Annotated in this window: 18 protein-coding genes and 8 tRNA genes; 25 read left to right on the top strand and 1 reads right to left on the bottom strand. The window is 38.2% G+C overall.

Going from position 1 to position 18,805, the window contains the following annotated elements; genetic code table 11:
* The first annotated feature begins 84 nt into the window (after positions 1-84).
* The 7 genes from ACIP9C_RS18600 to ACIP9C_RS18570 all read left to right on the top strand — a co-directional run bounded on the left by ACIP9C_RS18600 (position 85) and on the right by ACIP9C_RS18570 (position 8,044).
* Entirely contained in the window at positions 85-1,164 is a 1,080-nt protein-coding gene (locus ACIP9C_RS18600) for a D-alanine--D-alanine ligase (RefSeq protein WP_401012983.1), read from the top strand.
* A gap of 11 nt (positions 1,165-1,175) precedes the next feature.
* Positions 1,176-2,543, top strand: coding sequence for a UDP-N-acetylmuramoyl-tripeptide--D-alanyl-D-alanine ligase (locus ACIP9C_RS18595; RefSeq protein ID WP_401012981.1), 1,368 nt, complete (start codon positions 1,176-1,178; stop codon positions 2,541-2,543).
* A gap of 166 nt (positions 2,544-2,709) precedes the next feature.
* Positions 2,710-3,402: an alpha/beta hydrolase gene (locus tag ACIP9C_RS18590; RefSeq protein WP_401012979.1), complete on the top strand. Its 693-nt coding sequence runs from the start codon at positions 2,710-2,712 to the stop codon at positions 3,400-3,402.
* Between the two features lie 349 nt (positions 3,403-3,751).
* Positions 3,752-5,296, top strand: a complete 1,545-nt coding sequence (gene cshA / locus ACIP9C_RS18585; protein WP_401012977.1) for a degradosome RNA helicase CshA — start codon at positions 3,752-3,754, stop codon at positions 5,294-5,296.
* A gap of 117 nt (positions 5,297-5,413) precedes the next feature.
* Positions 5,414-5,893 carry a PH domain-containing protein gene (locus tag ACIP9C_RS18580; RefSeq protein ID WP_401012975.1) on the top strand — a complete coding sequence of 160 codons (480 nt, stop codon included), beginning with the start codon at positions 5,414-5,416 and terminating at the stop codon, positions 5,891-5,893.
* On the top strand, positions 5,886-7,358 hold the full coding sequence (locus tag ACIP9C_RS18575; RefSeq protein ID WP_401012973.1) for a PH domain-containing protein: 1,473 nt from the start codon (positions 5,886-5,888) through the stop codon (positions 7,356-7,358). The genes ACIP9C_RS18580 and ACIP9C_RS18575 overlap by 8 nt, the downstream gene beginning before the upstream one ends.
* Before the next feature lie 110 nt (positions 7,359-7,468).
* Positions 7,469-8,044 (top strand): GNAT family N-acetyltransferase, encoded by a 576-nt coding sequence (locus tag ACIP9C_RS18570; protein WP_401012971.1) that lies wholly within the window; start codon positions 7,469-7,471, stop codon positions 8,042-8,044.
* Between the two features lie 106 nt (positions 8,045-8,150).
* Here ACIP9C_RS18570 and ACIP9C_RS18565 read toward each other — a convergent pair whose 3' ends face one another.
* On the bottom strand, positions 8,151-8,771 hold the full coding sequence (locus ACIP9C_RS18565) for a rhomboid family intramembrane serine protease (RefSeq protein ID WP_340822052.1): 621 nt from the start codon (positions 8,769-8,771) through the stop codon (positions 8,151-8,153).
* 64 nt (positions 8,772-8,835) lie between these two features.
* Between ACIP9C_RS18565 and acpS the strand changes: the two genes are divergently transcribed.
* The 18 genes from acpS (at position 8,836) to ACIP9C_RS18475 (ending at position 18,632) form a co-directional block, all read left to right on the top strand.
* Entirely contained in the window at positions 8,836-9,189 is a 354-nt protein-coding gene (gene acpS / locus ACIP9C_RS18560) for a holo-ACP synthase (protein ID WP_401012969.1), read from the top strand.
* Between the two features lie 91 nt (positions 9,190-9,280).
* Positions 9,281-10,372 (top strand): LolA family protein, encoded by a 1,092-nt coding sequence (locus tag ACIP9C_RS18555; protein WP_401012967.1) that lies wholly within the window; start codon positions 9,281-9,283, stop codon positions 10,370-10,372.
* Positions 10,373-10,822: 450 nt separating this feature from the next.
* Positions 10,823-11,944: an alanine racemase gene (alr, locus tag ACIP9C_RS18550; protein ID WP_401012965.1), complete on the top strand. Its 1,122-nt coding sequence runs from the start codon at positions 10,823-10,825 to the stop codon at positions 11,942-11,944.
* Positions 11,945-12,423: 479 nt separating this feature from the next.
* A complete protein-coding gene (locus tag ACIP9C_RS18545; protein ID WP_401013440.1) occupies positions 12,424-12,711 on the top strand; it encodes a hypothetical protein in 288 nt (95 codons plus the stop codon).
* 4 nt (positions 12,712-12,715) lie between these two features.
* Entirely contained in the window at positions 12,716-13,066 is a 351-nt protein-coding gene (locus ACIP9C_RS18540; RefSeq protein ID WP_008177055.1) for a type II toxin-antitoxin system PemK/MazF family toxin, read from the top strand.
* Between the two features lie 277 nt (positions 13,067-13,343).
* Positions 13,344-13,688 carry an STAS domain-containing protein gene (locus ACIP9C_RS18535; RefSeq protein ID WP_340822058.1) on the top strand — a complete coding sequence of 115 codons (345 nt, stop codon included), beginning with the start codon at positions 13,344-13,346 and terminating at the stop codon, positions 13,686-13,688.
* Entirely contained in the window at positions 13,675-14,145 is a 471-nt protein-coding gene (gene rsbW, locus ACIP9C_RS18530) for an anti-sigma B factor RsbW (RefSeq protein WP_340822060.1), read from the top strand. The genes ACIP9C_RS18535 and rsbW overlap by 14 nt, the downstream gene beginning before the upstream one ends.
* Positions 14,123-14,908 carry an RNA polymerase sigma factor SigB gene (gene sigB / locus ACIP9C_RS18525; protein WP_401012962.1) on the top strand — a complete coding sequence of 262 codons (786 nt, stop codon included), beginning with the start codon at positions 14,123-14,125 and terminating at the stop codon, positions 14,906-14,908. Before rsbW ends, sigB begins: the two co-directional genes overlap by 23 nt.
* A 151-nt stretch (positions 14,909-15,059) precedes the next feature.
* A complete protein-coding gene (locus ACIP9C_RS18520) occupies positions 15,060-17,234 on the top strand; it encodes a Tex family protein (protein WP_401012960.1) in 2,175 nt (724 codons plus the stop codon).
* Between the two features lie 66 nt (positions 17,235-17,300).
* Positions 17,301-17,774: a SprT family protein gene (locus ACIP9C_RS18515; protein ID WP_401012958.1), complete on the top strand. Its 474-nt coding sequence runs from the start codon at positions 17,301-17,303 to the stop codon at positions 17,772-17,774.
* A 79-nt stretch (positions 17,775-17,853) separates the two neighbouring features.
* Positions 17,854-17,930 (top strand) — tRNA-Asn (locus ACIP9C_RS18510).
* Between the two features lies 1 nt (position 17,931).
* A tRNA-Glu gene (locus ACIP9C_RS18505) sits at positions 17,932-18,003 on the top strand.
* Positions 18,004-18,032: 29 nt separating this feature from the next.
* A tRNA-Asp gene (locus ACIP9C_RS18500) sits at positions 18,033-18,108 on the top strand.
* A gap of 5 nt (positions 18,109-18,113) precedes the next feature.
* A tRNA-Gln gene (locus ACIP9C_RS18495) sits at positions 18,114-18,188 on the top strand.
* Between the two features lie 15 nt (positions 18,189-18,203).
* Positions 18,204-18,276 (top strand) — tRNA-Lys (locus ACIP9C_RS18490).
* 71 nt (positions 18,277-18,347) lie between these two features.
* Positions 18,348-18,433 (top strand) — tRNA-Leu (locus ACIP9C_RS18485).
* Positions 18,434-18,462: 29 nt separating this feature from the next.
* Positions 18,463-18,539, top strand: a tRNA-Arg gene (locus tag ACIP9C_RS18480).
* A gap of 19 nt (positions 18,540-18,558) precedes the next feature.
* Positions 18,559-18,632 (top strand) — tRNA-Gly (locus tag ACIP9C_RS18475).
* Positions 18,633-18,805: the final 173 nt, after the last annotated feature.

Below are 18,805 nucleotides of genomic sequence, written 5' to 3'. Positions count from 1 at the left end.
TTTAACGGTGAGATTTTTATGTCATTTGTCAAGACGTTTCGTGATAAACTAATAATACTCAAGAAGTATGTGGAGGGCACAAAAATGAAAAAAAGAATCGGTTTATTATACGGCGGAAAATCAGCGGAGCATGAAGTGTCATTGTCGACAGCGTGTGCGGTCACTGGAGCTTTGAATTTCGAGGAGTATGAGATATATCCGATTTACATTACACAAGATGGGGAATGGCGACGCGGTGAGCGTTTAGAAAAACCTGCAAATTCGATTGAAGAATTACAATTTGGTGATGAAGCCATTATTTTAGAAAATAATATTACAGCATTTTTAATTGATAAAAATGGGACAGCGGTACAATTTGATGTTATTTTCCCTTTACTGCATGGAACAAATGGGGAAGATGGAACTGTACAGGGCCTACTTGAAGTATTGAATCTTCCGTATGTCGGAAATGGTGTATTGGCGTCATCAGCAGGTATGGATAAAGTAATTATGAAGCAATTGTTTGAAATTGCCGGTTTACCACAAGTGCCATATACGTACTTCATTCGCAGTGAATGGGCTAACGAGCAGGAAGCTATTTTAACACGTTGTGAAGAAAAATTGACTTGGCCAATGTTTGTGAAGCCAGCCAATTTAGGTTCAAGTGTTGGTATTAGTAAGGCTTCAAATCGTCAAGAGCTTATTAAAGCAATCGAAGTGGCTTTACAATTCGACCGTAAAATTGTAGTAGAGCAAGGAATTGTAGCTCGTGAAATTGAATTGGCTGTATTGGGCAATGATTTTCCAGAAGTTTCAGTACCAGGTGAAATAAAACCTATGACTGAATTTTATGATTATGATTCGAAATATAAGGACGGCTCAACAGCGCTCATTATTCCTGCAGAGCTTCCTACAGAAGTTGTGACAAGCTTAAAAGAACATGCAAAAAGCGCGTTTAAAATTTTAGATGGAAGCGGTTTAGTACGTGCAGATTTCTTTGTCACAGCAAATCATGACATTTATATTAATGAAGTAAATACAATGCCAGGTTTTACACCTGTTAGTATGTATCCGCTTCTTTGGCAACACACAAATGTAAGCTATCCAGAGCTTATTAATCGTCTGATTGCGCTTGCACTTGAGCGTTTTGAAGAAAAACAACAGCTTCACTATAAAAAAGACTGAGTGGGATTATTGTGAAAAAGACATTAAAGCAATTAGCAGCATGGTTGAATGATGAGGAGCCGACTTTCGGAGAGACGGTTGTAACTGGTATATCTATTGATACAAGAACAATCAATCAAGGAGATTTATTTGTACCATTCCGTGGTGAAATGGCAAATGGTCATAAGTTCGTACTACAAGCTTTTGAAAAAGGCGCAGGTGCTTCGCTATGGCAAAAAGATGAACCGAATCCACCGAAGGGTGTTCCATTATTATTTGTCGAAAATCCAGAGCAAGCCTTACAGCAAATGGCACGTGCTTATCGCCATGAGCATAAAGCGACTTTTATTGGTATTACAGGGTCGAATGGTAAAACTTCAACAAAGGATATTTTAGCAGGCACGCTTGCTCCTTTTTTTAAAGTGCAAAAAACGATTGGCAATTTTAATAACCAACTTGGTTTACCGATTACGATTTTACAGCTTGATGAGGATACAGAAGTTGCGGTACTTGAAATGGGCATGAGTGGTTTTGGTGAGATAGAATTTTTAACAAAATTGGCTCGACCTCATATGACGGTTATTACAAATATAGGTGAAGCGCATATGCAAGATTTAGGCTCTCGTGCAGGCATTGCTAAGGCGAAGTTTGAAATTATTCAAGGTATGCAGGATAATGGTGTGCTTTTTTATGACGGTGACGAACCATTGTTAAAAGAACTCGTTGCAAAAGAGCAAAATTTAAATGCGAAGGCATTTGGTTTAGAACCAGGCGATTTGTTATATGCTGAAAATATTGAAGCAACTGCTAATGGAAGTAGCTTTACAACACATGGTGCGATTGAAGGTGAATTCTTTATCTCGGTTCTTGGTAAGCATCAGGTGAAAAACACATTGATTGCAATGCTTATCGCACAAAAGCTAGGGTTAAATGATGAACAAATTCGCGAATCTTTAAAAGGTGTCACTTTAACTGATATGCGCATGCAACAAGTACAAGGCAATCAAGGTGCGTTATTTATTAACGATGCATACAATGCTGCACCTACATCTGTAAAGGCGGCCATCCAGTTTATTGCAACAACAACGATTCGACCAGAAAAGTGGCTTGTCTTAGGTGATATGCTAGAACTTGGAGCTAATGAACAAAGTTTCCACGAAGATTTATCACTAGCTATCCACGAAGGCGAAATTGACTACGTGTGCTTATATGGTCCGCGTATGGCATATTTATATGAAGTGTTAAAAGACCGTTTTGATGCAGATCATTTACTATATGAGCAGGATGATTTTGCACCTATTATTGCAAAGCTTCAACAAGCAACGGAGCAATCCATCGTTTTATTAAAAGGTTCACGAGGCATGAAGCTAGAAACGATTTTACAAGCATTTACTTCATAATTTACGAGTGTAAGTATAATTTATAGTTACCTATAGGGTAAAAATCCGCTTTGGCTGCAATAGACATCATATGCGGATTTTTACCTTTTATTGAAAAAGGCAATATAGGATGCCTTTATGGCGGGCTATGTTGCGCGTAAACGTCCACTTTTTAGAGGTGAGAGTAATGGCAATAGGTGTTTTATGTTTACATGGATTTTCAGGTGGCGCTTATGAAGTAGAGCCGTTTACAACTTATTTACGTGCTAATACAGATTGGTTAATCGAGACGCCTACTTTATCAGGACATGGGGAAGATTTAAACATGAAAGGTTTTACAGCACTGCATTGGTTAATGGATGCAGAGTTGGCTTTTCGAGCGCTTTCCAAAAAGGTGGATGAAATCATTGTCGTTGGCTTTTCAATGGGTGGAATTATCGCACTCTATTTAGCAAAGCGTTATAAAGTAAAGAAGCTCGTACTGCTTAGTGCGGCAGCTAAATATGTAAGTCCTAAGCAACTTGTAAAGGATTTTAAAATGCTAGCGACTGAGGCATACCATCGAAATCTTTCTAATAATGAGCTTTATTTGAGATATCGCCATAAGTTTAATCATGTGCCATTATCAGCAACGATTGAATTCATGAAACTCGTTCAAAAGGTTGCACCGTATTATCAAGATATTAAAGTGCCTGTTTATATTATCCAAGGGAAATTAGATGGTATTGTGCCGTATCATACCGCCCAATTTTTATTTGACCAACTAGCCTCAATAAATAAAAAGTTGTATTTTTCTGACAATGGCAAACACCATATTTGTTATTGTGAAGATTGTTTTGACTGGTTTGCGAAGGTTTTAGCGTTTTTAAAGGAGCGATAAAGTAGTCAGATTATTACGACTCATGCGTTATCGTTGCATACGGTTGATTACCATGATAGACTAGTGTAAGCAATGGATACATTTTGTGCGAAGACTCTTCATAATTTGGTTGAAGAGTACTTTTTTTTGAACATAACGGTTTTATTCTAAGTGAATAATTACGCAGAATCGAACCGCTCGGTAAAGACCGGGCTTTCCTTTTCATATAAGAGAGCTCTACATGAAACCTTTGTAGAGAAAATTTTTAAGTAACGGAAACGTTCCACAACACAGGCTCGAATTTGCCGACAACTTCATCTGAAAATGTAACCATTTGTCAACTTAAAAGGAAAAAAGGAGATTGAGAAGTTTGACAAATTTTTCAGAATTAAATATTAGCGAATCTACATTACGTTCAGTAAAACGTATGGGATTCGAAGAAGCAACACCAATCCAAGAGGGAACTATTCGTTTTGCCATTGAAGGTCGCGATGTATTAGGTCAAGCGCAAACTGGTACTGGTAAAACTGCCGCTTTTGGTATTCCACTTATCGAGAAAATCGATCCTAAAAACCCTAATATCCAGGCATTAGTAATTGCTCCAACTCGTGAATTAGCGATTCAAGTTTCAGAAGAACTATATAAAGTCGGTTACGACAAGCGTGTGAAATTATTATCAGTTTACGGTGGGCAAGAAATCGGCCGTCAAATTCGTGCACTGAAAAATAAACCACAAATTATTGTAGGTACACCAGGTCGTATTTTAGACCATATTAATCGTCGTACTTTAAAACTAGAAGATGTTCAAACACTTGTACTGGACGAAGCAGATGAAATGTTAAACATGGGCTTCATCGATGATATTAATTCAATTTTAGAAAACGTACCTGCTGAGCGTCAAACATTATTATTCTCAGCAACAATGCCACCAGCAATCCGTAAAATTGCTGAGACATTTATGCGCGATCCTGAAATTGTAAAAATTAAAGCAAAAGAATTAACAGTGGATAACATTGATCAATATTTTGTGAAAGCTGCTGAACGTGAAAAATTCGAAGTATTATCTCGTTTATTAAACGTTCACCAACCAGAATTAGCAATTATCTTTGGTCGTACAAAACGTCGTGTTGATGAGTTAGCACAAGCTTTATCTATCCGTGGATATCTTGCAGAAGGAATTCATGGTGATTTAAGCCAAGCAAAACGTATTTCAGTATTACGTCAATTTAAAGAAAATAAAATTGATATCCTAGTTGCGACAGATGTAGCCGCTCGTGGTCTTGATATTTCAGGCGTTACACACGTTTATAACTTCGATATTCCTCAAGATCCTGAGTCTTACGTGCACCGAATCGGTCGTACTGGCCGTGCAGGAAAATCAGGTCTTGCAGTAACGTTTGTAACACCTCGTGAAATGGGTTATTTACGTATCGTTGAAGAAACAACGAAAAAACGTATGACTCCACTTCGTCCACCAACAAATGACGAAGCTTTAGTAGGTCAACAACGTTTAGCTATTGAGACACTTGAAGGTCTTATTGCTAATAATAACTTAGGTGATTATCGCACATTGGCTACAGAAGTACTTGAAAACCATGATGCAATCGATGTTGTAGCAGCTGCATTACGCTCATTAACAAAAGAGCCAGATGATACGCCTGTTACAATTACAGAAGAACGTCCATTACCAATGCGCCGTGAGCGTTCAGGCGGCGGCGGTGGCCGCGGTGGCGATCGTAACGGTCGTAACAGAAGCGGTGGCGGTCGTAGCTTTAGCGGTAACCGTCGTGAAGGTAGTGGTGGCGGAGATCGTCGCAGCAGTGGAGGCCGTCGTGAAGGTGGTCGCCGTGAAGGTGGAGCTCGCCGTGAAGGCGGACAAGGTCGTTCACGCGCACCACGTCGTCATGAAGACTAATTAATTTTGAAACTTCCAACCTTACAGTCAAATCGACTGTAAGGTTTTTTATATTTATATTGAAACAAATTAGTGTTAGTGTACGTATACATAGGTAATTAAAAGAGGAGGAACAACATGAGAGCTGAACCAATTCATCAAATTTCCCGTAAAGGCTTAACTGTATGGCGATTATATGGTGTGTTACAAACACTACTATTGTTAGTCATCGCAGCTTTGGTATGTTACGGTACTTATTATTTTGATTGGCCATCATTTATTTATATCATTGCAATTGCTGTTGTTTTACTAAGTGCCTTTTTATTGGCGTATTTATTTCCTAAAATCCGATGGGAGCGTTGGAGATATGAAGTGCGTGAGCATGAAATTGAAGTACAACATGGTTTATTTGTTGTAAAACGCACACTTATACCAATGGTACGTGTACAACATGTTGATACTACACAAGGGCCTATTTTAAAAAGATATAGCTTAGGCAATATTTCAATCTCTACAGCTGCTACAGTACATACAATTCCTGCACTTGTCATGGATGAGGCAGATGGACTTCGTGCACGTATTTCGGAATTAGCAAGGGTGGCGGAAGATGATGTCTAATGAAGTATATCGTTTGCACCCAGTATCGGCCATTATTTCTAGTGTCAAAGCGCTAAAAAGTATGATATTACCTGTTGCAATTATTATTATTAGTAACGGTTTTAACTTTTCGTTTAACTTCCGCAGCGAACATTTTTTTGAAACAATTTTATTGTTTGGTGTCTGGGGTGTAGCAGCAGTGCTTGCACTTGTTGGTGGTATCGTTAAATGGCGTACCTTTGTTTATTGGTTCGAGGATGGCGAATTACGGGTGAAGTATGGATTATTCGTAAAAAAGAAGCGTTATATTCCATTTGAACGCATTCAAAGCTTAAATTACCATGAAGGTATTTTTCATCGGTTATTCGGATTAGTAAAGGTGCAAGTTGAGACTGCGGGAAATAAGGGCGGTAAGCCAGAGGTAGAACTGACAGCTATCCGAAAAATAGCAGCAGACGTAATTGAACAGGAAATGCGTCGTGCAAAAACGCAAATAGCCCAACATATTGACGTAGAACAATCACCTGAGCAAATAAGTGAAGTAATGGTTCCTGCTATTTACCATATGTCGATGAAGGATTTACTTGTATTAGCAACGACTTCTGGTGGGATAGGAGTCGTATTGTCTGGGCTTGTGGCAGTAGTCTCACAGTTTTCTGATATAATTCCTTATGAAGAAGTCTTTCATGAACTGGCGGATTTTGTGAAAGTTGGGGCATTTTTAGTTGCCTTAATGGTCATGTTTGTACTTATCATTGCATGGTTCATATCGGTTGTTATAACACTTGTAAATTATTACGATTATACAGTCCGTATTGAAGATGAAAAGCTAATGATTACTAAGGGGTTACTGGAGAAGAAAAGAATTACACTGCCATTAAATCGTATTCAGGCAATCCGAATTGTTGAAAATCCTTTGCGACAAGTATTTGGCTTTGCAACTGTTATTGTAGAAAGCGCTGGTGGCAACGGTGAAAAAGGTCGAGATAAGAAAATTGCGTTATTCCCATTAATTAAAAAGCAAGATTGTTTACAAACACTAGTTCAGCTTTTCCCTGAAATGAATTGGCAACCTGAATTTACGAGGGCTCCGAAACGAGCACGTCCATTCTTTTATCGCATTGATTTTTTGTGGCTTGTACCGATTTTAGGTGCTTGTAGTTATTTCTTATATCCTTATGGGTTGTTGTCATTATTACTAATTCCACTATCAATATTGCTTGGCATTTGGCAACATAGAACAGCAGGTTATATGATTGACGGAAAGCAACTCGCAATGCAATATCGTATCTTCAGCCGTATCACATTGTATATGGAGAAAAAACGTATACAATCTATGGAAAGTAGTCAAACGTATTTCCAAAAGCGCAAGCAAGTAATGTCTATAAAAGCAACGGTAATGTCAGGGATGTCTGGTATGACAGGTAATGTACCAAGCCTAGAGCAACGAGATGCAGAAACGATATTATCCTGGTATGAACATTAATAAAAAATGGCTAATCTTTACAAGAAAATGTAGAGGTTGGCTTTTTTTATATACAATAATAGAAAAAACGCGTTTATAATAGAATAAATCGATGAAAAGGGGTGGGATTGATGTTTAGATACAGCATAAATGAACACACATATTTAAAAATGTTGGATTTAAGTGATGTAGATGAATTATTTGCGCTAACGGATCGTTCGAGAGAGACTTTACGTGAGTGGTTACCCTTTGTAGATAATGTGAAGACGGTCAAGGATACGGAACAATTTGTACGAAATGCAATGCAACAATATGCTGATAATAATGGGATACAGGCTGGGATTTATTATGACGGTAAGCTAGCGGGAGTGATTGGTTACCATCAAGTGAATTGGCAACATAAATGGACGAGCATTGGCTATTGGCTTGGAAGTGATTTTGTTGGCAAGGGGCTTGTGACAAATTCTATGAGGGCGTTCATCGATTTTGCTTTTGACTATTTAAAGTTAAATCGCATTGAAGTACGAGTTGCAGTAGGAAATATTCGTAGTCGTACAATTCCAAAAGTGCTAGGATTCAATGAAGAAGGACGATTAAGAGACGCTGAATGGTTATATGATCATCATGTAGATCAAGTTGTATATGGGATAACTGCGGCAGAATGGAAAAAAATAAAAATGGCGAAAGAGGCTAATGCTGTACTATAATTTCAAAGATAGTATGACAGTTGGGCGAAGTTTTTGAGCTAAAAAAAGAGGGCTAGCCATAAGTGATGTAGACATCACTGTAAGGATCAGCTCCTCTTTTTATTAGCTATTTGCCAGCCATTTTTTGCTTGCGCCAACTTAAAATTCTTTTGGGATGTAAGTAAATAAGACCGAGAATGAATCCTGTCACTAAACCACCTAAATGGGCATAAACATTTACATTAGACTGTAAGAAAGTCATGATGACACTGATGACGATAATCGGTAATATAAGCTTACGAAGCATTGGCATTGTGCGACGTGTATAGTATACAAGAGCACCGAACGCTCCGAAAATCCCGAAAATTGCGCCACTTGCTCCAAGGCTTGCATAGCTTCCATCATTAAGCATAAAGGTTGCCATGTTACCTACGATACCAGATAATAAATAAATCGTAATGAAACGTGCTTTACCTGCAATTTTCTCGAGTTCTGGCCCGAATAAAAATAGGGAAAACATATTAAAGAGCACATGCATAAAGTTTGCATGCAAAAACATTGCTGAGAAAACTCGCCACCATTCACCGCTTTGTACGAGGAAATTGACTTGAATCCCATAGTTCCACAGCAGTTCTCCTATAACGGGAACAAGTGTTAATACATAAAGAATTAGATTCACTGCTATTAATGTTGAAACAACAGGGTAATAACTTGTATATTGCTTAAAATTTTCTGTTCTACTAAACATAGCTCCACCTCAATTTACAATTATTATACATGGCTTTTTGGAAATAAGAAAAGGAGAAGTTCATATGATTAAAGGAATAGGTCTCGACATTGTAGAAACCGAGCGTATTGTGAAGGCAATGACACGTACGGATAAATTTAAAGACCGCATTTTATCAGAGAAAGAAAGAGCACTATTTGCTTTGCATACAGAATCTCGCAAAGTAGAATTTTTGGCAGGGCGATTTGCCGCAAAAGAGGCCTTTTCGAAAGCGCTAGGCACAGGTATCGGTAAAGATTGTGCACTGCAAGATATTGAAATATTAAGAGGAGAAGCTGGTAACCCTGTTTTATATTTTAAAGGAAAGCTTGTAAATGGCTTTGTCAGTATCACGCATTCTAAGCAATATGCAGCCGCACAAGTAATATTACTGTTGTAATAAAATATATTGCCTTTTCTTCAAATGACATAACTGACACATACGGTTCATATATTGTCGTAGTGGATTTGAAAGAAGAAAGGGTGAAAGCGTGGGCAACCGTTTAGTTACTTGGCTCGTCTTAATTTGTGCGATATTACTTCTGTCGGCGTGTGGTACAGCCTCACAGGAAAAAGTGTTAAAGAAAGTTAATGGTAAATGGTCAGAGACGAATGGTTATGAGTTAGACGCTAAGATGGAGATTAAATCGGGTGGAGAACCTAGAACGTATGATGTTACCGTATGGCATACTAAACCTGATTTCTATCGTGTGGAAGTAGTTGAAAGTGGGAAAGATGTTTCGCAAATGATTGTGCGTAATGCAGATGGAGTTTTTGTTGTTACACCAACATTAAACAAAATGTATAAGTTCCAAAGTGATTGGCCAAAGAAAAATAGTCAGGCATATTTAATCGGAGCACTAGCAGAAGATTTAGCTGAAGATAAAAATTTAGTCATGAAAGAAGAGGACAAAGCATATATATTTGAAGCGGCTACTAGAAATAGCTATAAAAATAGTATGCCTCACCAAGTTATTACCGTTGATAAGAAAACGATGCTCCCTACATCTGTAGTCATTATGAATGATGTCAAGGAAGAGCAAATCCGTATCACATTTAATAATATTAAATTAGGTGTACAACATGCTGCAAAAGAGTACGCTGTTGAGCAATTTACTGAATCAGATGATTCAAAAGGCGAACAAGCTGCACCTACAAATAAAGACGGAAAAGATGCTAAAGATGAAAAAGACGCAAAAGGTGAAAATGGTGAAAAAGAAGCAGTCGGTGCAGAGGTTGAGTATGAAGAATTCCAAACGCATTATCCAGTTGTAAACTTTGAAAACACTAAAATGACAGATGAGAAAGCTATTCGCGAGGGTGGCATGGATCGTGTTATTTTAACGTTTGAAGGTGATAAAGCGTTTACGGTTATGCAACAACCAGTTATGAAAGAGACGTCTATGTTACCAGTTACTTCGCCTGGCGATCCTGTAGACTTAGGATTTACGATCGGAGCAATTACCGATACGTCTATTAGCTGGGAAAAAGACGGAGTTGCATTCTTTGTAGCTTCTAGTAAATTAACTCGTGAAGAAATGATGGAAGTTGCCGCTTCCATGACGATAAGTAGTATGAAATAATTTTTCAAGCTACAGCTTTCTATTTAAAGAGAGCTGTAGCTTATTGGCGAAAAATGCAATTGTATAAAACACTATTCTGTAGATAATACTTTCTATAGAATAGTGTTATGTAATTTGCAAAAACGAACTGTTTTTATATAGGGAAAAAAAGGGAGATAGCGAAGTGTCGTCGAATTTAAGTAACGAGCGCTGTAAATTTTTGTGTAAGTAGAGCTAAGTTGATTTGAATTGCGGACGGTATTACGCCTGTGAATGCCTTATATTCAGTGGGGAGCTTCAAAACCTTGCTGAGTTAAAGATTTGAAGATGGCATAGAATTTTTAGAGGGGTTTTTTAGAAAGCTTGAAAGAAATCTGGATGTAATGAAGCTAAGCTAAGGCATAATTGAATTGTTATTTGGTAGTTTTTTCAATACATAACGGTTTAATAAATAAAAAAGAGGGTATTCTAATGGAGACACAGCAGCATTTTAGACCAACGAAAGCAATTGTAGATTTACAAGCAATTCAGCAAAATATAAAAAATTTAAAAGAATTACTTCAACCAAACGTACAAATTATCGCAGTCGTAAAAGCCAATGCATATGGACATGGGGATATAGCAGTTGCTCAAGCTGCTTTGGAAGCTGGCGCAACGATGCTTGCAGTGGCGACACCAGACGAAGCATTACATATTCGGGCACATTTCGAAGAACCAGACATACTAATATTAGGAGCCTCACCAGTAGCGTTTGCACCTTATGCAGCCCAACAGCGCATTACACTTACAGTATTTTCTAGTGAATGGATACAGCAAGCTTCAACGTTCATAGCTGGTGAAGTAAACCCTTTACAACTACATATAAAGGTTGATAGCGGGATGGGGCGAATTGGAGTTCGCACAGAGAAAGAATTGTTAGAGGTATATCATACAATCAATTCAACATACAATGTAGAATTGGATGGCATTTTTACTCATTTTGCAACTGCCGATGAGAAGGATACAGCCCATTTCGATAGTCAGGTACAATTATTTGAAAAACTTATTTCTACATTGCCTGATAAACCTAGACTAGTACATGCATCCAATACAGCAACGGCATTAGTGAAAGATAATCATTTACATTATGACGCTGTACGTTATGGCATCTCAATGTATGGGTTAGCGCCATCTACTTACGTTGAAGAAATTTTACCATTTCAATTGAAACCTGCCTTTTCACTTGAGAGTGAACTTGTGCATGTCAAACAGTTAAAAGCAGGGGATTCAGTAGGTTACGGAGCAACATTTATTGCACAGACAGATTTGTGGATCGGAACTATTCCAGTAGGCTATGCAGACGGAGTTATTCGTAAGTTAGCTGGACAAGATGTACTTATAGACGGACAAAGAATGCCGATAGTCGGACGAATTTGTATGGACCAATGTATGGTTGCTCTACCAAAAGCATATGCTATAGGTAAGAAAGTAACGCTCATTGGTCGTCAAGGGCAGGAAGTTGTTTCAATGGATGAATGGGCATCAAGGCTTGAAACTATTAATTATGAAGTACCATGCATTATTACAGCCAGAGTTCCTCGAGTATACATTTAACTTGTTGTAGCAAAAGTTTTTCACTTCTATAAGTGGGAGAGAAATGTTAAATAAGTAATGAATTCTGTATGAGTCCTACCGAGGCTGAAGCATATTAATAGTTCCTAGTGCTCGTCTCTGATTAGCAAGAGCTTTTCAAGTGAGCTCTAAAAAGTCTAGAGGCAATTACGCCTGAGACGTAATTGATTTTATTTATAGTAGTCATTAATAAAAATAATTTTCTATACCTTTCGCAGTTAGAAAATATTTGTCGAAATTAATAATTGTATGGGAAAACATAATCCAGTTCGGTTTTAACGTAGGCATATAAGGAATTTAAGCAACATGCACCAATGTCAAAGAGACATATGGAAGCAGTAAATACCATCGACAACCAACGAAATTTTACAACTTGTTCTTCAAATTGTCAGATATTTTGTCATTTCATGTCTTTTCAACAATATCTTTCAATGGTAGAATGAGTAGTAATGAAAAAGTGTATGGTTCCGTTGGAGGTGCTTGCTGTGTACGAGAAAAAGTTAAGAGAAGCTACAATTGCTGTTCAAGATAGACTGTTTCTACAAACAAAGGAAGTAATTGAAGGTGAATCTTTTGTGCGTTTTTTGTCGCGCAAAAATTTAATGCAGGAGCAACCAAATCAAATACGGGAAGCTATGATGAAAGGATATGTTGAGATGTCTCATATTAATCTGATGATTGCAAGTGAATGCTTGCACGCGGAATATGAAGCACAACATACAGTGGAGCGTCTCGTTAGCGGGGGATGACACTTTGAATGTAAAACGTGGTGACGTTTTTTTTGCAGATTTATCGCCGGTAGTTGGGTCCGAACAAGGTGGTACTAGGCCGGTATTGATTATTCAAAATGATATTGGAAATCGATTTAGTCCGACTGTCATCATCGCAGCAATTACTGCACAGATTCAAAAGGCAAAGTTACCGACACATGTTGAAATAAATGCTGAGAAGTATGGATTTGAACGTGACTCGGTCATTTTGCTTGAGCAAGTACGTACAATCGATAAGTCTAGGTTGACTGATCGTATTACGCAGCTCGATCATGCAGTGATGGAAAAAGTGGATGGAGCGTTGATGATTAGTTTAGGGCTTGTTAAATTTTGATATACATATGTGTATAGAGCATCAGGGATTTTACTTATCCTGATGTTTTTTTAATTTTTTGCGTTATCATATAGTTAATTTACTATTTAATAGTATTAATAGAATGAAAAAAAAATGCAAGTAATATTGATTTAAGTGTTGTAGAAAAATGTCGATGCTTTTATGTTAACTCTAAAAAAAATTAAAGTTATGATATTAAATATAGTTAATTATGTTTAACATCCGATAAATGTGGGAAAAGAAAAAAAGTCGAATAAAAAGGGTGGAGGTGTACTGTATGGACATGGTGGTGCATTTTAAAAAAGACGGTACAAAATTATATGGGTTTGTTGAAGGTGAAATTGATACGTATACAGCCTCAGGTCTTCGTGAGGAACTAGAGGCAGTAAAGGTTACAAAAGGTATTGAAATTGAATTAGATTTATCGAAAGTAAATTATATGGATAGTACAGGTCTTGGTATTTTTGTAGCTTTTTATAAAAGAGCTTTACGTGAAGAAGGTAAAGTAAAGATTGTTGGACTATCTAAACGACTACAAAGATTATTTGAAATTACTGGCTTAAGTGAACTGATGGATATTGAAACTGATAAAAAGGTGGAATTAAGCAATGAAGGAATTTGATTATATTGAAATAAGGGTTCCTGCAAAACCTCAGTTTGTCAGTGTCATTCGTTTAACTGTTTCGGGATTAGCTAATCGTATTGGATTTAACTTCGATGAGATCGAGGATTTGAAAATTGCAGTTAGTGAAGCGGTAACGAATGTTGTGCACCATGCTTATAAAGATGCTGAGGAAGGCGAAATTGTAATAGGTTGCGCCCTTTATGATAACAAGTTGGAAATGATGATTGCAGACTATGGAAATAGTTTTAATTTTGAAGAGGTTAAAACAAAAATTGGGCCTTATCATCCTGAAGATAGTATAGCGGGGCTAAGAGAGGGCGGTTTAGGACTTTATTTGATGGAAACTTTGATGGATGAGGTGATGATTAATAACGATGGTGGCGTAACTGTTTTCATGACAAAGTATGTCGCTAGGGAGCAGGTGGAAAAAAATGTCGAAAGAATCACTACATAAATCTTCTTCAAAAGAAGATGTGTTAAAGTGGATAGCACAGTACCAAACAACAGAGGATGAAGAAGCACAAACCAAATTGGTAATTCATTATCGGAATTTAGTAGAGTCCATTGCACGCAAATATTCATATGGTAAATCTTATTATGATGATATCGTGCAAGTAGGAATGTTGGGGTTACTAGGTGCAATAAGACGTTTTGATGCAAGTTTTGGCCGCAGTTTTGAGGCATTTGCTGTACCAACTATTGTTGGAGAGATTAAGCGATTTTTACGAGATAAAACATGGGACGTTCATGTGCCAAGACGAATTAAAGAGATAGGGCCACGTATTAAATCGACTGTGGAATCGTTAACGATAGAGTTCCAACGTTCACCGTCCATTCAAGAAATTGCTGAGCGTTTAGAGGTACCTGAGGAAGAAGTTTTAGAAGCGATGGAGATGAGTCGCAGTTATCAAGCACTATCAATGGATCATTCAATAGAATCAGATAATGACGGAAGTACTGTCACACTATCTGATATTATGGGTAAAGAAGATATGGGATATGAAATGACCAATAGAAGGATGATTGTTGCTGATGCTATGGAAGTTTTAAATGAACGAGAAAAGCAAGTTATTCAGCTTACTTATTTAGAACAGCTTAGCCAAAAAGAAGCGGGCGAACAATTGGGCATTTCTCAAATGCATGTATCAAGAATACAAAGAAAAGCAATTAAGAAATTACAAGAAGTCATTCTTGCAAGTGGTAGTGTGCCACTGTGAGGATGAAACTAAGGCGTTTATTACTAGAGGATTTCTCCGTCCAATAGTGATAAGCGTCTTATTTTTTGTCTGTTTACCCCACCAAGTAGACTATCTTTGGTTTTTTATTGAAGTGTAGTGTTAAAATGAAAAGAAAAAAGGTAGTGATAATGTGGAACAAAAACAAATGTTACAGCTTATTGCAAAGGATGTAGCTATCAGACCAAATCAAGCAGAGGCAGTGATAAAATTATTAGATGAAGGTAACACCGTTCCGTTTATCGCGCGTTATCGAAAAGAAGCTACTGGTTCTCTGGATGAGGTACAAATTAAAGCTGTAGAAGATCGTTACCATTACATACAGCAACTTGAACAACGTAAAGAAGAGGTTCTTCGTTTAATTCAAGAACAAGATAAGCTAACTCCTGAGCTTGAGAATGCAATTCAGATAGCAACAGTTCTACAGCGTGTAGAAGATTTGTATCGTCCATACAAGCAAAAACGACGTACGAAGGCGACAATTGCAAAGGAAAAAGGGTTAGAGCCTCTAGCCGACCATTTATTAGAATATCGTAATGCAGCGTTAGTTCAGTTAGCTCAAGACTTTGTAGACATGGAGAATGTCGCAACAGTAGATGATGCACTAGCTGGGGCACGTGATATTTTGGCAGAGCGCTTTGCGGATGATGCAGGTATAAGACAAAAAATTCGTGCATTTTCTTGGAAAGAGGGCGTACTTACAACCACATTAAAAAATGCAGAAATGGATGAAAAAAAGGTTTTTGAAATGTATTACGAATATGAAGAACCTGTTAATCGCATTGTTCCTCACCGTATTTTAGCAGTGAATCGTGGGGAGAAAGAGGATGTCTTGAAGGTAGCGATACAAGTGCCGATAGATCGAGTACTGATGATTATGTGGAAAGAATGGATACCTGCTACAGGTTCATCGCCTGCTATTGCGGAGGTGAAACTTGCGATAGAAGATTCCTACAAACGATTAATTCAGCCATCTATAGAAAGAGAATTACGCAATGAATTAACAGAAAAAGCAGAGGCGCAAGCTATTCACATTTTCTCGGAAAATCTCCGTAACCTCTTGCTACAGCCACCGCTAAAGGGCAAATATGTATTAGGAGTGGACCCTGCTTATCGAACTGGCTGTAAATTAGCTGTTGTTGATGAGACAGGAAAAATGCTAGAAGTTACAGCTATTTATCCACATCCACCAAAACCAGATGTAGCAAAATCAAAGGCTGTAGTGAAAGGAATTTTAGCGAAATATCCTATTAAGATTATCGCGATTGGTAACGGTACTGCCTCACGTGAAACGGAGCAGTTTATTGCTGATGTATTGAGTGAAGTGAAAACAGAAGCGGCATATGTGATTGTTAATGAAGCTGGTGCATCAGTTTATTCAGCGTCTGATATTGCGCGTGCTGAATTTCCTGATTTACAAGTAGAGCAGCGAAGCGCCGTTTCTATCGCACGACGTTTACAAGATCCCTTGTCAGAATTAGTGAAGATTGAGCCAAAGGCAGTAGGTGTAGGCCAATATCAACATGACGTTTCTCAAAAGAAATTATCAGAGTCGTTAACATTTATAGTAGAAACTGCAGTCAATCAAGTCGGTGTTGATGTTAATACAGCGTCAGCTTCATTAATGCAATATGTTTCTGGGCTATCGAAAACCGTTGCAGAAAATATTGTGAAAGTTCGAGAAGAAAATGGACAATTCACAACACGTTCGCAGCTTAAGAAAATTCCACGACTTGGTGCAAAAACGTATGAGCAAGCAATCGGATTTTTACGTGTGCCTGAAGCGAAAAACCCATTTGATGCCACAGGTATACACCCAGAAAGCTACAATATAGCTGAACAAATTTTAGAAGCAGCAAATATAAATAAAAAAGAACTAGGAACGCAAAAGGCAGAGGAAGCAATTGCCTCCCTTAATGTTCAAGAACTAAGTGATACATTAGGAATGGGTGTCGTTACAATCCAGGATATTGTGGATACCTTGAAGAAGCCAAGTCGTGATCCTCGCGATGCATTTCCGCAGCCCCTACTAAAAACAGATGTTTTGAAAATGGAAGATTTACAGGTAGGTATGGAATTACAAGGCACTGTACGTAATGTAGTCGATTTCGGTGCATTTGTTGATATCGGTGTTAAGCAAGATGGACTTGTGCATATTTCTAAGCTACAAAAGAAGCGTATCAAGCACCCATTAGAAGTTGTGGCGCTAGGTGATATTGTCACAGTGTGGGTGGAACAGATAGAGGTAAACAAAGGGCGTATTTCGTTAACAATGCTACCTCCAGAGAAACAAACAATTGAAAAGTAGTAATAATTTATTGCCACACTGTCTATACTGCGCAGTGTGGTATTCTTATTGTTAGAGGTGATGAAGTTGAACAATGAGGAACTGCAACAGCTTGTAACCCGCATTTCATTAGAAAGTTTTCATAAACCATTCATGCATCGTGCATACTTTAACTCAAGACTACGTTCAACTGGTGGCCGCTATCTTTTGCAATCCCACCATATTGAGATAAATCCAAAAGCATATGAAATGTATGGTGTCAGTGAGGTAGAGGGGATAATTCTTCACGAATTATGTCATTATCATTTGCACATAGAAGGGAAGGGCTACCAACACCGAGATAAGGATTTTCGGGATCTATTAAAAAAAGTGAACGCTCCTAGATTTTGTTCAGCGTTGCAGAAACCTACATCTCGGAACGGAAAACAGCGTCCTCAATATAAATATACTTGTATAAAATGCCACCAAATATATGTTAGAAAAATAAGATTAAATGTGAAGAGATACTGCTGCGGCAAGTGTTCAGGGCAATTAAAGTTAGTGGAAGAAAAAAACTTTTAAAAAAAGATTGACGTTTACTGAGCTTATCCTTATAATAGTAAAAGTCGACAAGATAAAGACGACAAAACAATATGATTATTCCGAAGTAGCTCAGTTGGTAGTAGCACCTGACTGTTAATCAGGTTGTCGCAGGTTCGAGTCCTGCCTTCGGAGCCATGGCCCCTTGGTCAAGCGGTTAAGACACCGCCCTTTCACGGCGGTAACACGGGTTCGAATCCCGTAGGGGTCATTTTCATAAATATAAATAATTGTAACATTGGTCCCGTGGTGTAGCGGTTAACATGCCTGCCTGTCACGCAGGAGATCGCCGGTTCGATCCCGGTCGGGACCGCCACTTATTGGGGTATAGCCAAGCGGTAAGGCAACGGATTTTGATTCCGTCATGCCCTGGTTCGAATCCAGGTACCCCAGCCATTCATTTCTTAATTTGAGCCATTAGCTCAGTTGGTAGAGCATCTGACTTTTAATCAGAGGGTCGAAGGTTCGAGTCCTTCATGGCTCATCTTTTTTTAAGAAAAAAGGTTGATATTTCAAGTTATCATAGTATAATAAGAAAGTTCCTATTTTATGAATGCGGTCGTGGCGGAACGGCAGACGCGCTAGGTTGAGGGCCTAGTGGGGGCAACCCCGTGGAGGTTCAAGTCCTCTCGGCCGCACCAAGTCAAGTCAGTTCGGTTATTTAATACTTGCGCCCGTAGCTCAATTGGATAGAGCGTCTGACTACGGATCAGAAGGTTGTGGGTTCGACTCCTGCCGGGCGCGCCATAATAAAACTTATATATTCGCGGGTGTAGTTTAATGGTAAAACCTCAGCCTTCCAAGCTGATGTCGTGAGTTCGATTCTCATCACCCGCTCCAAAAAAACATTCAAAAAAATGTTGACATCATAAACGATTGATGATAAGATGTAAAAGTTGCTAAAAACAAACGGTAACGAAATGAACCTTGAAAACTGAACAAGCAAAACGTAATCAATATAGTTTTTATTAGCTAACTTCGTTAGTGAACGAAACAAAATTTTGGACATCAAA

It is taken from the genome of Lysinibacillus sp. NPDC093210 (assembly GCF_044753985.1).
Lineage (GTDB): Bacteria > Bacillota > Bacilli > Bacillales_A > Planococcaceae > Lysinibacillus.
The sequence above is the reverse complement of the archived record's forward strand: the minus strand, read 5'-3'. Positions and strand labels throughout refer to the sequence as shown.

Coding starts and splice junctions, on each gene's coding strand:
- ACIP9C_RS18600 (WP_401012983.1), top strand. CDS start 85: ATGAAAAAAAGAATCGGTTTATTATACGGCGGAAAATCAGCGGAGCAT.
- ACIP9C_RS18590 (WP_401012979.1), top strand. CDS start 2,710: ATGGCAATAGGTGTTTTATGTTTACATGGATTTTCAGGTGGCGCTTAT.
- ACIP9C_RS18580 (WP_401012975.1), top strand. CDS start 5,414: ATGAGAGCTGAACCAATTCATCAAATTTCCCGTAAAGGCTTAACTGTA.
- ACIP9C_RS18575 (WP_401012973.1), top strand. CDS start 5,886: ATGTCTAATGAAGTATATCGTTTGCACCCAGTATCGGCCATTATTTCT.
- ACIP9C_RS18570 (WP_401012971.1), top strand. CDS start 7,469: ATGTTTAGATACAGCATAAATGAACACACATATTTAAAAATGTTGGAT.
- ACIP9C_RS18565 (WP_340822052.1), bottom strand. CDS start 8,771: ATGTTTAGTAGAACAGAAAATTTTAAGCAATATACAAGTTATTACCCT.
- acpS (WP_401012969.1), top strand. CDS start 8,836: ATGATTAAAGGAATAGGTCTCGACATTGTAGAAACCGAGCGTATTGTG.
- alr (WP_401012965.1), top strand. CDS start 10,823: ATGGAGACACAGCAGCATTTTAGACCAACGAAAGCAATTGTAGATTTA.
- ACIP9C_RS18545 (WP_401013440.1), top strand. CDS start 12,424: ATGGTTCCGTTGGAGGTGCTTGCTGTGTACGAGAAAAAGTTAAGAGAA.
- ACIP9C_RS18535 (WP_340822058.1), top strand. CDS start 13,344: ATGGACATGGTGGTGCATTTTAAAAAAGACGGTACAAAATTATATGGG.
- rsbW (WP_340822060.1), top strand. CDS start 13,675: ATGAAGGAATTTGATTATATTGAAATAAGGGTTCCTGCAAAACCTCAG.
- sigB (WP_401012962.1), top strand. CDS start 14,123: ATGTCGAAAGAATCACTACATAAATCTTCTTCAAAAGAAGATGTGTTA.